The sequence below is a fragment of the Puniceicoccaceae bacterium genome (assembly GCA_040224245.1).
Lineage (GTDB): Bacteria > Verrucomicrobiota > Verrucomicrobiia > Opitutales > JAFGAQ01 > JAKSBQ01.
The window spans coordinates 1-17,850 of record JBEGIR010000084.1; the positions used below are offsets into that span (position 1 = coordinate 1).

Here is a 17,850-nt window from a genome sequence, read left to right on the forward strand (position 1 = left end):
GCCCGAATCCATTGCACCGGTCTTCGAACAATCCCACGGAGTGCATGGCACCCTTCCCGGACTGGTCAGCATCACGCAATGCACGGAAGGGGGCACGCTCTACCCGCTCGCGGCAATTGAAGAGCTGGCGGATACCGCGCACCGCCACGACCTGCTCCTGCACATGGACGGTGCACGCTTCTGCAACGCGCTGGTCGCTCTCGATGCGACGCCAGCCGAGATGTCATGGAAGGCCGGAGTGGATATTCTCAGTCTCGGTGGAGTGAAGAACGGACTGGCGTATGGAGAAGTGCTTGTTGTCTTTAATCCAGAACAGGTGGACCGAGTCGACTACCGCGTGAAGCAGAGCGGCCAGCTCACGTCAAAAATGCGCTTTCTGAGCGGACCGTGGATTCCGTTCATCGAAACACACGAGTGGCATCGTAACGCCCTGCACGCCAATGCCATGGCCAAACAACTGGAAAAAGGGCTGCGCTCCATAGAGGGTATCGACATCCTTCTTCCGGTCGAGTCCAATGCAGTCTTCTGCTCCATGCCTGAATCCACCTACCCGGCGATGCTGGATCGGGGCTGGATGTTCTACCCTTTTCCACAGATGGGCGGTTATCGGCTCATGTGCAGTTGGGATACGGAAGACAGTGACATCGCAGCTTTTCTTGACGACTTACGCGACTTGAGTGCGACCTGAACGTGGATCGGGATCTGGTTGCACAATCCACCAATCGGTGCGCTGGATTCAAAGACCAAAACGCTGAAGGCGACGGTAGAACGCACTGCGCGACAGACCCAATGCCTTGGCCGCCTCGGTCGCATTGCCACCGTGGCGTTTGAGAGTGCGCTCAATGAAATAGCGCTCGAGATCGTCCAGACTCATGTCATCCATGGAAGCCTGCACCCCACCTGTGGAACCGTTGAGTCCAAGATGGGTCGGCTCGATGAGACTGTCCTTGCACATCAATACCGAACGCTCCACGCAGTGATCCAATTCCCGCACATTGCCCGGCCATTCATAGCCTTTGAGCAGTTCAATCGCCTTGGACGAAAAACCCTCGATGGGTTTGCGATATTTCTGGAGATGACGGTTGAGGAAATGGTCTGCCAGGACGTCGATGTCTTCGATTCGCTCACGCAGCGGGGGCAGGTGAATGTGAATGGTATTGAGGCGGTATAGCAGGTCCTGCCGAAACGCACCGCTCCTGACCGCTTCGTCCATGTCCGCGTTGGTAGCACTGATGATGCGCACATCAACCTTGCGGGTTTTGGATGAACCCACCCGTTCAAATTCCCCGGTCTCCAACAGGCGTAGTAATTTGTTCTGCTGATTGAGTGGTACATTGCCAATCTCATCCATGAACAGCGCCCCTTCGTCAGCCAGTTCAAAACGCCCAGCCCGGTCCGCCCGCGCATCGGTAAAGGCACCCTTGACATGACCAAACAGCTCGCTTTCAAAAATCCCCTCTGGCAATCCGCCCATGTTCACACTGATGAACGGCTTCTCCCGGCGGTGGCTGCGCTCATGCAATACCTTTGCAATCACACCCTTGCCCGTCCCATTTTCACCAGTGATCAAAACGTTGGCATCGGAAGGGCCGACTGCATCAATGATTTCCAGCACGGGTTTCATCGCCTCCGAGCGGGAAATAAACTCCACCTTCTGGTCCGAGCGCAGGATCTTGTTTTCCTCACGGAGCAATTTGCCCTTGCGAACCAGGCGGGTGTATTCCGCCTGATTGCGCATCACGCTGACGACACGTTCATTCTCCCAGGGTTTGGTAATGAAATCCCTCGCTCCCTCCCGCATGATTTCGACGGCAAGCTCGACTGAAGCCCAAGCGGTCATAACGACCACAGACAGGTCAGCGTCCATTCCCCGAAGAGTTCGGACCAGTTCCAGCCCCTCCTGTCCGGAAGTGGTGTCGCGGGTGTAATTCAGGTCCAGTAACACAACGTCAAATTCCTGACGTCGCACCTGGTCAACCACCTCATCCGGGTGAGTCGCCACAGAGATGCGAAACCCTTCACTGCGCAGCAGCATACGCAGCGCTTTCAAAATGTCTTCCTGATCATCAGCAATCAGGACCGAATAGGAGGGGACATCAGCCATGAGTGGTGTCGTTGTAGCTCATCATTGATCACGGACAGAGGGGATGGACGCCAAGGTTGCTTCCTTCAACTCCCTCAGCTCGGTTTTGAGCGATTTCCGCGTCTTCGAATCCATTCGATCCGTAAAGAGTATTCCGTTGAGATGATCCACTTCGTGCTGAATACAGCGCGCCAGTATGCCATCACATTTCAGATTGTGACTTGCACCCTCAAGATCCTGGTATGTCACTTCAATCGCCAGAGGGCGCCTCACCTCACCGCGAATGCCCGGAAACGAAAGACAGCCCTCTTCGAGCACATCCGTGTCTTCCGACACCTTGAGAATGCGTGGGTTCACCAGTGCCATGGGCATGATCAAGTCAATGGGTGGTGTTTTCCCGTCGAGTTCATAAGCAAAATCGACTTCCGCACCCTCGGGAGCGACATCCACCACACACAGCATGATGGGCTGATCAATTTGCTGGGCCGCAAGACCGATGCCGTCTGCCTCGTACATCGTATCGACCATCGCATCTGCCAGATTCAACAGTGCCTCGTCAAAAACGGTGATTTCAGTTCCCTTGCGTGTCAGCACGCTCTCTCCATAATGGGTGATTCTCAACATGGTATTTGATACAAGTCAGTTCAGGTCCTTTACCCGGATTTGCGAACGGCGGTTTTTTCCGCCTCCATTTCCTCTTCAAGAAGCAGGCGTTCCGATGCGATCTGCTTGAGCAATGCTTCCTCTTCCTGGCGGTTGCCCTGCTGTCGAACTTCTGCCAACTGTTTTTTGAGAAATACATCCCGCTCTGCAATCCTTGCCTTGAAACGGCGGTCAATTTCCGCAAGGCGGTCCTTCTGCTCCTGCGTTAGCGAAACCCGCTCTCCGGATTCGGTAGCCTGCAGTCGCTCCATGGCTAGTTCGTAAGCACTCTTCATAACAAATGATATGATGAAAACCGGTAATGCTTCCACGCGCCAGTGTCAATTCAGCCGCGCGGAAGCAGCAAGGATAGCAAGAGGCTTCCCAGGCTGATCAGTGGAGGCAGGAAAAGTTTGGCATGATGTTGTCGTCGAAACAGATTCCACCCGCATCCGACTCCCAGAACCGCAAGGGTAGCAACTGCCGCCAGGGCACCGGGCATCTCCATCACCAGCGTCAACGGTAAACGGTCGGTAATGGCTAGCAGTGCATCAATGCTCGCAAGCACGAGCCAGGCTGCCTGATTCAGGAAGCCACTGACCTCCCACATGCCCAACACCCCTAAGCTCGCGGACAGGAAGCCAGTGATGAGGATCAGTGCAAACAGGGGAACCAACAGGGTGTTGACGATAATCGCCGCAAACGGAACACTCCCAAATGTGCTCGCGACCACAGGCGCACTCATCCAAAAGGCCGTCCAGCTCACGGAAAATGCACCGAGGAAAAAGCGTCTCAGCTTCCACAGTCCATTGGTAATGCGATCCGTCACCCGAAAAGCATCACCAACGGATAGAAACGGAGAGTCTACCAGTCGCTCATGCAGGGGAATGGCCTGTGTCAGAATGCCCGCAACCACGATGAAACTCAGCTGGAATCCCGGAGAAAAGAGCTGAGTAGGGTCCATCCACAGCACACAAAGCGCCGCAGCAGCAGTGGACGCAAGCGCATCCGGTTTTCGCAACACCAGTTTTGCAAAAAAATAGCAGGCCAGCATGAGCCAGGCACGCTGAGCCGAAACCGGGTTGCCCGTGACCCACACAAAACCTGCACAAAACGCGAGCATCGCCACAATGCTGACCCGCTTCGAAGCCCCTACCAACTGTAGCGTTGTGTAACAGATCAGAGCGATCATGGAGAGGTGGAATCCACTGATCGCAAAAAAGTGCATCACCCCCGCACGACGAATGCGTTCTTTATCAGGGTAGGCAAGAAAGCGCGTATCCCCGGTCAGCATCGATTGCAGGTATCCTGCGTAGGCAAATCCCTTCGGTTCTCCCTTCCCCAGTGCAAGAATCATGCGATGCAGGATGGTGTAGCGAAGGGATGCATCCCAGGAAGAACGACCCGCTTCGATCACTTCCAATACCTCCCCATTTCGAAACAGAAAGGGCATTCCAGCCTGCTTCGGAGGATGCAGCACAGCGCGTGCCCGCAGGATGCCGAATTCCCGCAGTTCACCCCGTTCTGGAGGCAGCGTGAGGTGGCAGTTCAGTTCCTCTGGCATGGGTTCCAGAAGCTCTGGATCAGGGCTTCGAACCGCGACCACGTTTGCGCGGCACTCCAGCACAGGGTGACCCGACACACGCGGATGGCTTGCAATCGAGTCAACCCTGAGAACCAGCTCACATTCGCGCACGGGCAAGGATCGCCAGTGCCTGGCCGCTGCAGGGTCCGGTCCCTGTACGTGCCACCATGCCATCGCCAGAAGTCCAGCTGCCACTGCATAACAACTTTTCCAGATCCAGAAATAGCCCGAAAACCGCTCCAGTAGAAAAACCGAAGCTCCCACCAGCAGAAGCCCGGAACCCACCAGCAGCGACAACACCGATAGCGAATCGGCACGATCTGCTGAGGCCAACCAGAGTCCACTGCACCAGGGCAGGAGCAGCCACAGCATCGGCGCACGATACGATTTGCGGGAGTTGGAGGAGGTCGGATTCACGAGAGAACAGCCGAGAGAGGTGCGGAGGGTTGAGACCCTATCACCTTGGCGCGACAAGGAACGCAGCACAAGATTTTCCGAACACTCGCTCCACTTGGGGCTTGCTTTCAAATCCGGAAGGGCGCGTATTCTCTAAGGTTCAACGACTCATCTAGCAACGGATCATGTTACAGGCAGGCATCGTAGGTTTACCCAATGTGGGCAAGAGCACCCTCTTCAACGCACTCACCCGGTCACGCAAGGCCGATGCGCAAAACTACCCGTTTTGCACCATCGATCCCAATGTCGGCGTAGTCCAGGTTCCGGACGCCCGACTGGAGCCGCTCTCCAAGCTGGTGAAAACGCAGCGCATCATTCCCGCAGCTCTCGAGGTTGTGGACATTGCCGGACTCGTGGCAGGTGCAAGCAAGGGAGAGGGTCTGGGGAACAAGTTTCTTGCGAACATCCGGGAAGTGGATGCCATCGTTCATGTCGTACGCTGTTTTGAGGATGATGACATCATCCACAATGCTGGCTCGGTCGATCCCGTGCGCGATATCGAAATCATCGAAACCGAGCTCATTCTGGCCGACCTGGAATCACTCGCCCGCCAGCGGGAGAAATTGATCAAAAAGGCAAGGGGCAATGATAAGGCGGCCCTCGCGGCAGTCGACTTGATTGACCGCATCAACCCACACCTCGAGCAGGGATTCGCAGCCAATACCTTTGGCATCGACGAAGATGAAAAACCGCTGCTCAAGTCCTTGAATCTGCTCTCCTCCAAACCCATGCTTTTTGCCTGCAATGTGGCAGAAACTGATCTCGCCAATGCCAACGCAAACGCCATGGTGCAGCAGGTTCAGGCCGCCGCAGACCAGCGCAACCAAACCGAGGTTTGCGTCATTTCGGCCCGTATTGAGGAGGAACTCATGGATTTTGATCCATCCGAGGCAGCCTCCTACCTGCAGGACCTCGGTGTCGAGGACTCTGGCGTCAACCGCTTGATCCAGTCGACCTACCACCTGCTCGGACTCGCATCATACCTGACTGCGGGCGAGATCGAAGTCCGGGCATGGACGTTTATCAAGGGCATGAAGGCACCACAGTGTGCGGGAGTGATTCACACGGATTTTGAAAAAGGCTTCATCAAAGCCGAAGTCGTCTCCTACGATGACCTCATGCAGCTGGGCAGCGTCAATGCCGCGAGAGAGGCCGGAAAATACCGTCTTGAGGGCAAGGACTATCTCGTCAAAGACGGAGATGTGATCCACTTTCGCTTTGCAACCTAAGGCAAGCGACAGGGTTTTCACCGCTCGGGCGATATCAATTAAACCCTCGGCAAAGGGGTTAAGGGTAGATTTTGAGGTTGTGATCATAAGAACTGCTTATTTACTCTATTAACGCCATAAATATATACCCCTACAATCAGATGGACCGTTGATCCACGGGCATTCGGTCATACAAGAAATACTAATAAGATCCTGAAGGTGATCTCATGGAAGTCCTGTTTCTGACGATTTTTCTGAGCTTTACCCTGGCGGCGTTTTTTTTAACCTTCTTCGTAAGGAACGCGAAATCCCGTCATCGTAGCAGCCCGGAACAAAGTGCACTTATTCCGTTTCGGGATGAGCAGGCCACACGCGAGAACTCTGAATCCCCACCTCCAGGATCAACTTCCTGATTCGCAGACAAATCCACTCCCTGAACTATGAGCCAGAACAAGGTTACCATTGCATACAACGACAACATCGTCCGCTATTTCCTGATCGCCACGGTCATTTGGTCTCTCGTGGCAATGGCTGCGGGCGTGCTGATCGCCTTCATGCTGAATTTCTGGCAAATCGACGGTGGCATCTACCTGTTCGGCCTGCACATCCCGCTCGAATGGATTGGATTTGGAAGGTTGCGCCCACTACACACCAATGCCGCCATTTTTGCGTTTGTGGGCAACATGATGTTTGCAGGCATCTACTACTCCACCCAGCGTCTCGTGCGCGCCCGGCTGGCATCCGATTTTCTCTCGTGGCTGCATTTCTGGGGCTGGCAGTTCATCATCGTATGTGCGGCCATTACACTCCCACTGGGACTGACCCGTGGTAAAGAATACGCAGAACTGATCTGGCCGATCAACATTCTGGTCGCCCTGATCTGGGTCGTATTCGCGATCAACTTTTTCTGGACCCTCGCGCGGCGCAATGAACCCACACTCTACGTTGCCATCTGGTTCTACATTGCCACCATCGTCACTGTAGCCCTGCTCTACATCGTCAACCACCTCTCGATTCCTACCAGTCTGATTCACAGCTATCCCATTTTTGGTGGGGTTCAGGACGCGCTGGTGCAGTGGTGGTATGGTCACAACGCCGTCGCCTTCTTCCTGACGACTCCCATCCTCGGCATCATGTATTATTTTGTGCCGAAGGCGGTCAACCGCCCGGTCTACTCCTACCAGTTGTCGGTGATTCACTTCTGGTCCCTCGTCTTTATCTACATCTGGGCTGGCCCCCACCACCTGCTCAACACCGCACTGCCGGCCTGGCTGCAATACCTGGGCATGCTTTTTTCATTGATGCTGTGGGCACCTTCCTGGGGCGGCATGCTGAACGGCCTGTTCACCATGCGAGGAGCGTGGGACAAACTGCGAACCGATCCGGTCGTGAAGTTTTTTGCCGCAGGGATCACGTTTTACGGCATGGCCACGTTTGAGGGGCCACTGCTCTCGATCAAGTCAGTCAATGCACTTGCACACTACTCAGACTGGATCATTGGGCACGTTCACTCGGGAACACTCGGGTGGAACGGCATGATGGCAGCTGGCATGATATACTGGCTGCTGCCACGCTTGTGGAAACGCGGCCTTTACTCTCAGCAACTGGCAAACCTGCACTTCTGGCTGTCCATGATTGGCATCCTGCTTTACGTCGCCTCCATGTGGATCTCCGGCGTCAATCAGGGCATGATGCTCAATGCGCTGAATGAAACCGGCACGAGTCTGGCCTACGGTAATTTTTTGGAAACCCTGAACGCCATTCATGCGCTCATGCTCACCCGGGCGATTGGTGGAACACTCTACCTGCTCGGATTCGTGATCCTCGCCTACAACATGGCGCGCACCGTTATGGGAGCGGAAGTCAATGATGTCACCGTAGAGGTTCCAGCCCGCACCGTTCGGGATGATCAGGGTTTGACTGGCGGGTTGATCAATGCTCCGGTTGCCTACACGGTACTCGGCATCGCATTCCCCTGCATCTGGATGCTGACGGAAGGATTCTGGATGTTAGTCGGCATGTTTGGAACGATTTTCACGGTGCTACTCGCCCTCGTGAGTTTCAAGGTATCCAAGGGCGGGTGGACGCGCTGGTATGAAAAACTGCTGGCCAACTCGATGTCATTCACGATTCTGGTCTTTCTTGCCGTTGCGGTGGGTGGTGCAATCCAAATCATCCCAACCGTTACGGTGCAGCGGGCGCACAATCTTGAGGGTCGCGTCCAGGAGCTATATACGCCGCTCGAACTGGCTGGACGGGATATTTATGTCTCCGAAGGCTGTTACAACTGTCACTCTCAGATGGTGAGGACCATGCGCGCAGACGTGCTGCGTTACGGAGATTACTCCCGTCTGGGTGAATCCATTTACGACTATCCTTACCAATGGGGATCACGACGCATCGGCCCCGACTTGGCGCGGGAGGGCGGATTTCGCCCCAACGAGTGGCACTACGATCATTTCATGGATCCACGAGCCATTTCACCAGGATCCAACATGCCTGCCTACCCATGGCTCGCAGAAAAGAAAATCGACATGGATGCCCTGCCCTCAAAGCTCGCCGTGCAGCGCATGCTCGGAGTCCCTTTTCCCGAATGGGAGGAATCTGAAATCCGCGACCTGGTCGCCACACAGGCGGAAGCAATCTCCCGGGATCTTCAGACCAAAGGGCGCGCACTCGAACCCAATACACAAATGACCGCATTGATTGCCTACATGCAAAAGCTCGGAGCCTACGAAGTGAGAGGGACACCCTCCATCACGGAACCCAATCGCTGAGCATTCTGCAAATCAACCAACCCGAATCCAAAGACCGTCATGAGTGGAGCCAAGGTTACTTTTGAAGACTGGCATGTGTGGGTCCAAACCACAGCCTTCATCCTGATCGCAACCTTTTTTGTGGTGTTTACCATTCGTGCTTTACTGATGAAGCGCGACAAGGCGGATAGCATGGCATCCATGCCACTTCGCCAGGACGACGCCCCGACATCCGACTCCAAGCCTGAAAAGGCTGACACTTCCGACAACACCTGAACTTTTGCAAGCCCCACCTGACTCGCCATGAACGAAACCCGCAATGACCATTCGAATAACCAGGATCTCAAAGTCATGGAACACTCCTTCGACGGGATTCAGGAGTTTGATCAAAAACTGCCAAACTGGTGGCTTTTCACACTCTATGCGAGCATCGCATTCTCAGTAGTTTACTGGGTCGTGAGGGATCAGTGGATGGGAGGAACTTACGACTACGAGAAGCTCGAAACACAACTGGCATTGGTGGAAGATGCACGCATGCAGGAAACGCTCGCCATTCTTGATGATGATACCCTGCGCTCATTCGCGGACAATGAAACGTGGGTTGCAGCAGGACGGGCGACTTACCAGCAGAATTGCGCAGCCTGTCACATGCCCGACATGAGCGGAATGGTGGGACCCAGTCTTGTCGATGCAGAGTGGCTGCACGGCAGCAACCCCACGGACATCTACAATGTCATCTCAAACGGAGTGATCGAGAAGGGAATGCAGGCATGGGAAAATCAGTTGGGTCCGAAAAAAATCGCCGAAGTAGTGGCCTATATTCTCAGTCAACAGCCCTGAACCCACCTGGATCGTAAAAGGCAGTGAATGAAAATGTGACGAGGGTTGCGATTTTCAATTAAAACATTCTAATAAACTTATATGGCGAAAAAGCATCAGCCCACGCTCGACACGCTCGCCTCCATCAACACCGATGGGTCGCGCAATTTCCTTCGCCCTGCCGATGCCAAAGGCCCATTCACCACATGGAGGCGCATCACTGCGGCTGTGCTCATCCTGATTTATCTGCTCTTGCCGTGGATCCAGATAGGTGGCCACCCTGCCCTGTTTTTCGATTTTTCGGCCCGCCGTTTCTACATCTTCGGCGCAGCTTTTGCTGCCCAGGATTTCTGGCTCGCATTTTTTCTGGTATCCGGACTCGGTTTCACGCTCTACGTCGTCACATCCATTTTCGGCCGTGTCTGGTGTGGATGGACGTGCCCGCACACGGTTTTCCTGGAACATGTTTACCGCCGTATTGAGCGCTGGCTTGAGGGCAATGTGTCGAACCAGAAGCGTCTGGACAAAATGAACTGGGGAGAACCGGAAAAGATGCTGCGCCGTGGAACCAAGCACGCACTGTTTGTACTGGTTTCCCTGGGCATTGCCCACATGCTGGTGGCATATTTCATTTCGATTCCGGGGCTTTACGATTGGGTTTCCCACAGTCCCGCAGAACATTGGGAGGGCTTCCTTTTTGTCTTCGTCACTGCCGCACTGCTCTACTTCAACTTTGCATGGTTTCGTGAACAGCTCTGTCTGGCAATCTGCCCCTATGGTCGCCTGCAATCTGCACTCATTGACGACGATTCCATCGTCATCGGATACGACGAAGATCGTGGGGAGCCGCGTGGAAAACCACGCACACCGGGCGTCGGTGACTGCATCGACTGCAAGCGTTGTGTTCAGGTGTGTCCAACCGGTATCGACATCCGCCAGGGGCTACAGATGGAGTGTGTCGGTTGTGCCAACTGCATTGACGCCTGTGATGTGGTCATGGCCCACCTGGGTCGTGAGAAGGGACTCATCCGCTATGATTCGCTCAATGGTTTCAAGGGTCAGGGCAAGCGCATCCTGCGACCCCGGTTTTTCCTCTACCTCTTCTTTTTGCTGATGGGAGCAGGTGCGATGACCTACGCCTTCACGTCCGTGGAATCCGCCTACCTGCTGGTCACTCGCATGAGCGGACCTCCCTACTACCAGACTGAAACACAGGTGCGTAATCAGTACAATGTGCGCATCGTGAACAAGGCAGACAGCGTGCAGGTATTTTCGATCCACATTGATCCAGGTCAGCATCCGCTGACCCAACTGGGGGACGCCCAGAAGATCAGCGTCGACCCCGTGGGCGAGGTCGTCGTTCCCCTGATTGTGACAACCCCAATCGAAGGCTTTGAAGGAACCTTCCCGTTTGACGTTTGGCTTGAAACCGAAAACAGTGACCTCTCGCTATCCCGCACGGTTTCTTTCCTCGGACCCAATGTGGCTGCGCTCAACAAGGAAATGGTATTCGAATGAAGATCAGGCAAATCATTGGTAACCTGTGGATATGGGTCGTCGCAGCCTTTCTCCTGGTGATTCTGGGCTGGTACTGGACGGTTCGCATTGCAAATCAGTATGATTTTAGTCCTCCTGCCGAAGGGGAAACGCTCGAACGTCAACTCCCCGATTCGGGGCACCCCCCACATCCCTGATTCATGTTTCCCGACGTCTCAGCTGGTGCGTGGAGCGCATTTCTCGCGGGATTGATTGTCAGTCCACACTGCATTGGCATGTGCGGACCACTCTATTGTTCTTTGGTCCCCGCTCGCAGGATCGGCAGTGAAAGCCTGCAGTTGAGCTACCACCTCGGGCGAGTGATTTCCTATGTCAGCATCGGCATCCTCGCTGGTGCCCTGAGTTTGAGTTTTGTGCAAGCATTTCGCTGGGATATCTCCCGCTTCCTTCCGTGGGCACTTGTCGGCATGCTGCTGCTGTTTGCGTTGGGTCTGGATAAGTGGATCCAGCCCAAACACCGAAGATCCCCACGCTTTCTTTCCCGCTGGATGCTCAAAAGTCGATCCCTGCCGGGTGAAGTCTCGACCCTTGCAATGGGGCTGCTCACACCCCTGCTTCCCTGTGCTCCGCTCTACATGGTGCTGTGGGTTGCTCTGGTGTCGGGAAGTCCGTTCTTTGGTGCCCAGATCATGCTCGGCTTCTGTCTTGGCACCATTCCCCTGCTCTGGCTGGCGCAGAGTCAGTTTCTCCGTCACCGGCAAAAATGGGCCAGCGGCACCATCCGGGTGATCCAGCGCTCCCTCGCCCTGATTGCGGCCATCCTGATCACGGTGCGCATGATCATGATCGGTTCACCGCTCGACGGTGCTGCCTGTTTTGGATTGTGAGCGGTGCAGTGCACCATGTTCCCCAAGGGTTCATATAGACAGCAGTTGCCAATGCGGGCGTCGGTTGACAAACGCGGATGAAGGTCATTGATTGAAGCTCGCATTTTCCAAAGGATTCAACTCCATCCATCCCGTTGCAAGCTTCACCCAATACCATATTTTTTGTCTGTTCGGGTAACACCTGTCGAAGCCCCATGGCCGAACAGTTGCTTCAACACGCACTCGCAGCGGAAGCTCCACCGTTATGCGAACTGCAAGTTGCCTCATTTGGGCTGTCCGCCTTTCCCGGTTGCCCTGCGTCCCCAAATGCCGTGCATGTGCTATCCAAGGTCGGTCTTGACCTGTCTGCACACCAGAGTCGCTCCCTTCACGAAGTTGACCTGAGCCGTGGGCTGCTCTTTTTGTGCATGACCACCGCGCACCGCGACGGATTATTGAGTTTAACTGACACGGATCCAGACCGCATCTTTCTCGTTCGGGAATGGATGAACTCGGAATCCCCAGACATTCCCGATCCATTTGGCGGAGATGTACGCTCGTACGCGCATTGCCGGGACAGCATTGTCGAAGCCATCCCTTCAGTGCTTGAATTCCTGCGCCACCATTATCGGTGAGGCTGAGTTCCGCAGTACCATTTGAAACGATTCACAGCTCCAGGCCTCAGGCTGACTATTCCGCCTGCACACCACCGAAATGCAAAGGTATTCAGGCCAGAATCGAGGGAAGCTGGTTTTAACGTTGCATTCGGGTTTTGGCGTTGACTCCGAAGTGCCTGGGGACGCTTAAATAAAGGGAATTCGATCCATCCTTTGCACATGAAAACCAAACCATACCGCCGCCCCTCCTCAACCCGGCAGGCGTTCACCCTCATTGAACTCCTGACCGTCATCGCCATCATTGGCATCCTCGCCGCCATCCTGATTCCATCCGTTGGAAAAGTTCGCGAAAACGCGCAGCGCGCCAAGTCGGCAAGCAACCTGCGCTCCATCGCCCAGGCCTATGCCACCTTCGCTGCATCTGGCGGTCGGGTACGAACGATTCCAGCAACGGTGGACTCGATTCACGAATGGGCCGCATGGCTGGCCAAGGAGGTTGAACTCAACGATGCCAGCCTCTATTTCATCGAGACCGATCCGGAAGTTGCAGCTCTGGCATCACTTCCCCTGGTCGTCGGCACCACATCCGATGGCACCTTCACGATCCATTCGGAGTTTGAATCTGCAACCCCCAGCTACGCCGTCGTCGCAGGCATCACTCCAAATGCGCCCGCCACAACGACCCCATTGCTGTTTACACGTGGACTGACGGCTTCAGGTTCATGGGAGACCCATGCTCCCTGGGGAGCATCAGGAGGGCACATTGCATTCCTTGACGGCCATGTGCGTTTCTACCGGGATCTTTCTGAAAACGGGGGTGAACTTGTGCACTACCAAACCAAGGCCCGCACCGCCAACATTCATGAGGCCATCAGTCCAGGTGCAGTCATTCTAAACAATACACTTTGAGTATTTCAGCTGGTCACTTCGATTTGACACCTATGCCAGAACAACCCGCCTTCATCATCGGTCACAAAAATCCCGACGCCGATTCCGTCTGCTCCGCTATCGGTTATGCCGCATTAAAAAAGGCACAGGGGTTTGAACATTTTGTTCCCGCCCGATGCGGAAACTCGAATCCGCGAATCGATGCGATCCTCAACCGCTTTGAGACACCACTGCCAACCTTCCTGGGCGATGTCACTCCACGGGTTCGGGACATCATGCGCACCAAACCACACGTGGTATCGCCCAGCGATACCTGCGCTGAGGCACTGCGCATCATCGACGAACATGACTATCGTGCCCTGCCTGTCGTCGACGACCAAGGCATACTCAAGGGAATCATTACCATCTTTGGTCTGGGGCAATATTTCACTCCTCGTGTCAGGAACCCTCTCGACATGCGCCGTGTTCGCACGCGCATTTCCGATATCATCCGCTCACTGGATGCGAAGGTGGTGAATGTCGTCAACCCTGAGCAGGAGGATGAAATGTTTGTGCGGGTCGGAGCCATGGACATTCGCTCGTTCGACCGCACTTCACAGGAAAGCCAATTGCCCCCATCCTCCTCCATTGTGGTCGTGGGAGACCGCTGGGATATCCAGGAAAAGTGCATCCAGATCGGAGTTCGCCTCATCGTGATCACCGGTGGGCTTCGGGTTGACAAGGATATTCGTGAACGCGTCAAGGCAAACGGCATCAGCCTGATTGTCAGCCCGCACGACACAGCCACCACTTCCTGGATCATCAAAACTGCCACTTCCGTCACCCATCTGATGGATTCTGTTCCGACCACCTTCGGAATTGATGACACCGTGGCAGCGGCAAAACGCCGCGTTATTGAGCTTTCCGCACCCCTCTTTCCCGTGGTTTCCGAAGATGGAAAACTGCTCGGCGTGTTTACCAAGACCGACCTGCTTCGCCCGGTAAAAACCGAACTGGTGCTCGTCGATCACAACGAAATGAGTCAGGCCGTTGATGGAGCGCGCGAAGTGCGCATCACTGAGGTCATCGACCACCACCGCCTGGGCAATCTCACAACCGAGCAACCCATCCTCTTCATCAACGAACCCGTCGGTTCGACCTCCACGATCGTGGCCAACCTGTTTCGCCGTCATCGACTCAAGATTGCTCCCCATATTGCCGGCATCCTCATGGCAGGCATGATCTCCGATACGCTGTTCCTGAACAGCCCCACCACGACCGATGTGGATCGGGAAATCCTGAAGTGGCTATCTGATCGCTCGGGAGTGTCGCCCAAGGAACTTGCGGACCTGATCTTCAACTCGGGCAGCACGATTTCCTCCGAATCCCCGGAGGGCGTGGTCACAGCCGATTGCAAACACTACCATCATGGCGACATCGAATTCTCCGTTTGCCAGGTAGAAGAGCTGGGGTATGACAACTTCTGGAACTGCTGGAAAGCACTCTACGATGCACTCGAAACCTACCGCGAAAAGAACTCGCTCTTTTTCTCATCGCTCCTGGTCACCGACATCAATCGCCAGAATTCCCTTCTCGTGATCAGTGGAAACAAGGGTTTGATCGAATCCATTTCCTATCCCCATGTGAAGAAAGGCATGGTGTTTGAATTGAATTCCATTGTCAGCCGCAAGAAGCAACTCATTCCCTATCTTACCACTACGCTCAAAAGCATTGGCATTGCCTCCTGATCCTCGCTACCTTTCCCATTTTCGCTCGCAACGCTAACTCAATCCGAAAATCGCCATGAAAGACAACGCCGAGAAACAAATGATCGTGGGCTACGGCATCACCGTCGATGGACGCATCGACAACTGTGATCGCCTCGTGCTCGATGGAAACATGAACTGCGAACTGCACAATGTGAAGAGCCTCATCATCAGTCAGTCCGGCTTCTTCAAGGGCAAGGGCAACATCGAACAGGCAGAGATCAGCGGACGCTTCGAGGGCGAACTTACCGTAGACGGTCACATCACCATCATGGAGTCCGGAAAGGTCGACGGCATGATCACCTACGAATCCATCGAAATCAAACCCGGTGGAAAATTTACCGGACAGATCATTCTCAAGGAACAAAAACCCGCAGGTTCTGATGAATCCGAGGCGAACTCGTCGGATCAGGTAACTTCATCCAGCTACCTCGACAGCGCACTGAAGGGTCGCATCATGGGCAGTAACGCTCCCGCCTCCGACGGGGAGTAAGGGATCGTCCATGCATGACCTGCACATCCACCTTGGCGGTGCCGTGCCATCGTCCGTACTGTGGGAGACCCTTTGCGACAATGGTCTGCAGACCGAATACCAAAACTTTGACAGTTTTCACGAGTCCCTCACGGCCAATGCCCGGGACGTCAAATCCCTGGATGATTTTCTGGGTCGCTATTTCCAACTGACAGAGGAGATTCAATCGTCTCCCTCCGCAGCCAATGTTTCGGCCTATCAGGTTGTAGCCAAGGCCTACCGCCGCGCCCGAGTGCAAAGCCTCGAACTTCGCTTTAATCCCCATAAACGGGTGCGCAGTGGACTGCACACCATGGATGCCATCATCCTTGCGGTGTTGCAGGGCCTGGAAAAAGCAAGTTTGCACTACGGAGTTGCGACCGGCATCATCCTTTCACTGGGGCGCGATCTCCCCATCGAGTCCAACTGGCAAATCGTCGAAGCCGCAATCAAGTGGAAAAGTCATGGTTCCCTCAACGGTGCAAATGGGGTCGTTGGCATCGATATGGCAGGATTGGAATCACGCTCACTCGAACTGCGCGAGTCCTGGCTGGCTGAAATTGCCTCCATGTTCCATCGGGCACGGAAAGCCGGACTGAAACTGACCTATCACGTTGGCGAAAGTCAGGGGACCGGACCTGAAGCCATGTTGCGCGTAATCGAGGCTCTGCAGCCGGATCGCATCGGGCACGGCGTCGAGTTGCGCAATGCCGATGGCAAGCTCAAGCAACACCTCATCAAACTGCTGCGCACTCAATCCATCTGCCTCGAAATTTGTCCCTCGGTAAACCTCGTCACGCGCGTTGTTCCAGATTACCGCACAATTGCGGATCTGATCCGCGAGTTGGCCAGGGAACAGATCCCCTACTGCATCAATACGGACAATCCCTATCTGATTCACACCAACCTGCGCCGGGAGCACGATCTGATCCACCAGGAATTGGGGTCTGATGGCGATGCCCTGATCGCACTGGCGCAGGAGCACGCGCGAAGTCACTCGTTTCTGAAGCTCAGCTGAATACCTGATACCAAACTCACGGAAGCACTCCTCTAAGTGGTGCTTCGGTTTCAGGCTAGTGCTCACAGGCGGCGTAAGCACCCTGTTTTGCCTTGGGAAGCGGTGGAAGAATAACTCAGAGACAGAGTCCTCGGTCCGATTCCTCAATACCAGAAAAAGATGTCCGCCTTGCGCGAGCTTGCCTGGATTCCCGCTTTTTCATGATGGAACAGCAACTCGCCCCAGGGTGACAGTTGGGTGGCGTCAAAATCTATCACCAGATCGAGCTGGGCAACGGGTTCATTGTTGCCGGACCACGACCAGCCCAGGTAGCCCAGGTCCCACTGCTCGCACGCCAGGAGAATGGCCTCGGCTGCGACTGGCTTGCCGTTGTGCTCCATGCCAAACTCTCCAACGATGATGCAGAGATTTTGATCCATTGCACGCTGGAGATAGGCGCGTACTTCCTGCTCCGTCGGATACCATTCATACATGTGCACCGAAAACATCACGTTGCGCTCTGGATCGGATTCCAGCAACTCCGGACCCTTTTCAAGCATCAACCCTTTCGAATCTTGCCCCCAATGTGCTCCATCGATCATGAGCGTGTGCTTGTATCCCGCATCCCGCAGTTGCTGAATGGCACTGAGGTGGAATTCGAACCACGCTGAACTGCCCTGATTTCCAAAGGGTTCATTCGCGATGTTGAGAATCACGCGATGATCTGTGCCACGCAGAACTTCAAAAATCCCGTCATCCAACCAATAATCCACAGCCGTCTGTGGGTTCGCCGCCTCGGGTTTGTCTCCATAGCCAGTCGCATCATGGATTTCAACAACTGCCACAAGACTGAACCGCTCACACCAGTTGAGGACCTGGTTCAGCTCGTCCGGTGGAGTGCGGTTCCACTGCTCCCCATTGGAAAGCACGATGCGAACGGTATTGCATCCCATCGCCGATGCCCGTTCGAGGGTCTCGTAGGTGTGCTCGGGGAACCAGGTGTGCGACACATTGACGCCACGCATGACCAGGGGCTGATCGTTGATATCCCTCAATACTGTGCCATCGACTTTAAACCCCTGAGGCAAGTCCAGTGAAACAGCAGTTGCAGCAGAAGCCAGTGCAAGTGTGAGACAGGCAACGTTCAGGATCTCTCGGGAAAATCGCATACCCGACAGCA

18 protein-coding genes are annotated in these 17,850 nt (G+C 54.8%); 13 read left to right on the plus strand and 5 right to left on the minus strand.

Annotation, left to right across the window (positions count from 1 at the left end; genetic code table 11):
• Positions 1-688 (plus strand): beta-eliminating lyase-related protein (locus ABQ298_14035; protein ID MEQ9825500.1); only part of this gene is annotated, 688 nt, incomplete at its 5' end.
• A 48-nt stretch (positions 689-736) separates the two neighbouring features.
• On the opposite strand, the gene ABQ298_14040 is transcribed toward ABQ298_14035, so the two are convergent.
• From ABQ298_14040 to ABQ298_14055, 4 genes are read right to left on the minus strand one after another with little or no spacing between them, the layout of a single operon-like run.
• Positions 737-2,104 (minus strand): sigma-54 dependent transcriptional regulator, encoded by a 1,368-nt coding sequence (locus tag ABQ298_14040; protein ID MEQ9825501.1) that lies wholly within the window; start codon positions 2,102-2,104, stop codon positions 737-739.
• 21 nt (positions 2,105-2,125) lie between these two features.
• Positions 2,126-2,707 (minus strand): peptide deformylase, encoded by a 582-nt coding sequence (locus tag ABQ298_14045; protein MEQ9825502.1) that lies wholly within the window; start codon positions 2,705-2,707, stop codon positions 2,126-2,128.
• Positions 2,708-2,736: 29 nt separating this feature from the next.
• The gene (locus tag ABQ298_14050; protein MEQ9825503.1) at positions 2,737-3,021 is read right to left on the minus strand and encodes a hypothetical protein; all 285 of its coding nucleotides are present in this window, start codon (positions 3,019-3,021) and stop codon (positions 2,737-2,739) included.
• A 50-nt stretch (positions 3,022-3,071) separates the two neighbouring features.
• Entirely contained in the window at positions 3,072-4,727 is a 1,656-nt protein-coding gene (locus tag ABQ298_14055; protein ID MEQ9825504.1) for a ComEC/Rec2 family competence protein, read from the minus strand.
• A 164-nt stretch (positions 4,728-4,891) separates the two neighbouring features.
• Between ABQ298_14055 and ychF the strand changes: the two genes are divergently transcribed.
• The 12 genes from ychF to ABQ298_14115 all read left to right on the plus strand — a co-directional run bounded on the left by ychF (position 4,892) and on the right by ABQ298_14115 (position 16,691).
• Positions 4,892-5,995, plus strand: a complete 1,104-nt coding sequence (gene ychF / locus ABQ298_14060) for a redox-regulated ATPase YchF (protein MEQ9825505.1) — start codon at positions 4,892-4,894, stop codon at positions 5,993-5,995.
• A 419-nt stretch (positions 5,996-6,414) separates the two neighbouring features.
• Positions 6,415-8,751, plus strand: a complete 2,337-nt coding sequence (gene ccoN, locus ABQ298_14065) for a cytochrome-c oxidase, cbb3-type subunit I (GenBank protein MEQ9825506.1) — start codon at positions 6,415-6,417, stop codon at positions 8,749-8,751.
• A 39-nt stretch (positions 8,752-8,790) separates the two neighbouring features.
• Positions 8,791-9,006 carry a hypothetical protein gene (locus tag ABQ298_14070; GenBank protein ID MEQ9825507.1) on the plus strand — a complete coding sequence of 72 codons (216 nt, stop codon included), beginning with the start codon at positions 8,791-8,793 and terminating at the stop codon, positions 9,004-9,006.
• A gap of 27 nt (positions 9,007-9,033) precedes the next feature.
• Positions 9,034-9,570, plus strand: a complete 537-nt coding sequence (locus ABQ298_14075; GenBank protein ID MEQ9825508.1) for a c-type cytochrome — start codon at positions 9,034-9,036, stop codon at positions 9,568-9,570.
• An 81-nt stretch (positions 9,571-9,651) separates the two neighbouring features.
• Positions 9,652-11,067, plus strand: coding sequence for a cytochrome c oxidase accessory protein CcoG (gene ccoG / locus ABQ298_14080; protein MEQ9825509.1), 1,416 nt, complete (start codon positions 9,652-9,654; stop codon positions 11,065-11,067).
• The gene (locus ABQ298_14085) at positions 11,064-11,243 is read left to right on the plus strand and encodes a hypothetical protein (GenBank protein ID MEQ9825510.1); all 180 of its coding nucleotides are present in this window, start codon (positions 11,064-11,066) and stop codon (positions 11,241-11,243) included. Before ccoG ends, ABQ298_14085 begins: the two co-directional genes overlap by 4 nt.
• Positions 11,244-11,246: 3 nt before the next feature.
• Positions 11,247-11,933, plus strand: coding sequence for a sulfite exporter TauE/SafE family protein (locus ABQ298_14090; GenBank protein ID MEQ9825511.1), 687 nt, complete (start codon positions 11,247-11,249; stop codon positions 11,931-11,933).
• A 134-nt stretch (positions 11,934-12,067) separates the two neighbouring features.
• Positions 12,068-12,547, plus strand: a complete 480-nt coding sequence (locus ABQ298_14095; GenBank protein ID MEQ9825512.1) for a low molecular weight protein arginine phosphatase — start codon at positions 12,068-12,070, stop codon at positions 12,545-12,547.
• A 201-nt stretch (positions 12,548-12,748) separates the two neighbouring features.
• The gene (locus ABQ298_14100; GenBank protein ID MEQ9825513.1) at positions 12,749-13,438 is read left to right on the plus strand and encodes a prepilin-type N-terminal cleavage/methylation domain-containing protein; all 690 of its coding nucleotides are present in this window, start codon (positions 12,749-12,751) and stop codon (positions 13,436-13,438) included.
• A 32-nt stretch (positions 13,439-13,470) separates the two neighbouring features.
• Positions 13,471-15,144 carry a putative manganese-dependent inorganic diphosphatase gene (locus tag ABQ298_14105; GenBank protein ID MEQ9825514.1) on the plus strand — a complete coding sequence of 558 codons (1,674 nt, stop codon included), beginning with the start codon at positions 13,471-13,473 and terminating at the stop codon, positions 15,142-15,144.
• A gap of 55 nt (positions 15,145-15,199) precedes the next feature.
• Positions 15,200-15,655, plus strand: a complete 456-nt coding sequence (locus tag ABQ298_14110) for a polymer-forming cytoskeletal protein (GenBank protein MEQ9825515.1) — start codon at positions 15,200-15,202, stop codon at positions 15,653-15,655.
• Positions 15,656-15,665: 10 nt separating this feature from the next.
• Entirely contained in the window at positions 15,666-16,691 is a 1,026-nt protein-coding gene (locus ABQ298_14115; protein ID MEQ9825516.1) for an adenosine deaminase, read from the plus strand.
• A 143-nt stretch (positions 16,692-16,834) separates the two neighbouring features.
• On the opposite strand, the gene ABQ298_14120 is transcribed toward ABQ298_14115, so the two are convergent.
• Positions 16,835-17,839, minus strand: a complete 1,005-nt coding sequence (locus ABQ298_14120) for a cellulase family glycosylhydrolase (GenBank protein ID MEQ9825517.1) — start codon at positions 17,837-17,839, stop codon at positions 16,835-16,837.
• Between the last annotated feature and the right edge of the window lie 11 nt (positions 17,840-17,850).

Excerpts from the sequence above, each read along its gene's own strand:
- ABQ298_14120 (MEQ9825517.1), bottom strand. The coding sequence starts at position 17,839 with ATGCGATTTTCCCGAGAGATCCTGAACGTTGCCTGTCTCACACTTGCA.
- ychF (MEQ9825505.1), top strand. The coding sequence starts at position 4,892 with ATGTTACAGGCAGGCATCGTAGGTTTACCCAATGTGGGCAAGAGCACC.
- ABQ298_14085 (MEQ9825510.1), top strand. The coding sequence starts at position 11,064 with ATGAAGATCAGGCAAATCATTGGTAACCTGTGGATATGGGTCGTCGCA.
- ABQ298_14115 (MEQ9825516.1), top strand. The coding sequence starts at position 15,666 with ATGCATGACCTGCACATCCACCTTGGCGGTGCCGTGCCATCGTCCGTA.
- ABQ298_14045 (MEQ9825502.1), bottom strand. The coding sequence starts at position 2,707 with ATGTTGAGAATCACCCATTATGGAGAGAGCGTGCTGACACGCAAGGGA.
- ccoG (MEQ9825509.1), top strand. The coding sequence starts at position 9,652 with ATGGCGAAAAAGCATCAGCCCACGCTCGACACGCTCGCCTCCATCAAC.
- ABQ298_14050 (MEQ9825503.1), bottom strand. The coding sequence starts at position 3,021 with ATGAAGAGTGCTTACGAACTAGCCATGGAGCGACTGCAGGCTACCGAA.
- ccoN (MEQ9825506.1), top strand. The coding sequence starts at position 6,415 with ATGAGCCAGAACAAGGTTACCATTGCATACAACGACAACATCGTCCGC.
- ABQ298_14100 (MEQ9825513.1), top strand. The coding sequence starts at position 12,749 with ATGAAAACCAAACCATACCGCCGCCCCTCCTCAACCCGGCAGGCGTTC.
- ABQ298_14090 (MEQ9825511.1), top strand. The coding sequence starts at position 11,247 with ATGTTTCCCGACGTCTCAGCTGGTGCGTGGAGCGCATTTCTCGCGGGA.
- ABQ298_14110 (MEQ9825515.1), top strand. The coding sequence starts at position 15,200 with ATGAAAGACAACGCCGAGAAACAAATGATCGTGGGCTACGGCATCACC.
- ABQ298_14105 (MEQ9825514.1), top strand. The coding sequence starts at position 13,471 with ATGCCAGAACAACCCGCCTTCATCATCGGTCACAAAAATCCCGACGCC.
- ABQ298_14040 (MEQ9825501.1), bottom strand. The coding sequence starts at position 2,104 with ATGGCTGATGTCCCCTCCTATTCGGTCCTGATTGCTGATGATCAGGAA.
- ABQ298_14070 (MEQ9825507.1), top strand. The coding sequence starts at position 8,791 with ATGAGTGGAGCCAAGGTTACTTTTGAAGACTGGCATGTGTGGGTCCAA.
- ABQ298_14075 (MEQ9825508.1), top strand. The coding sequence starts at position 9,034 with ATGAACGAAACCCGCAATGACCATTCGAATAACCAGGATCTCAAAGTC.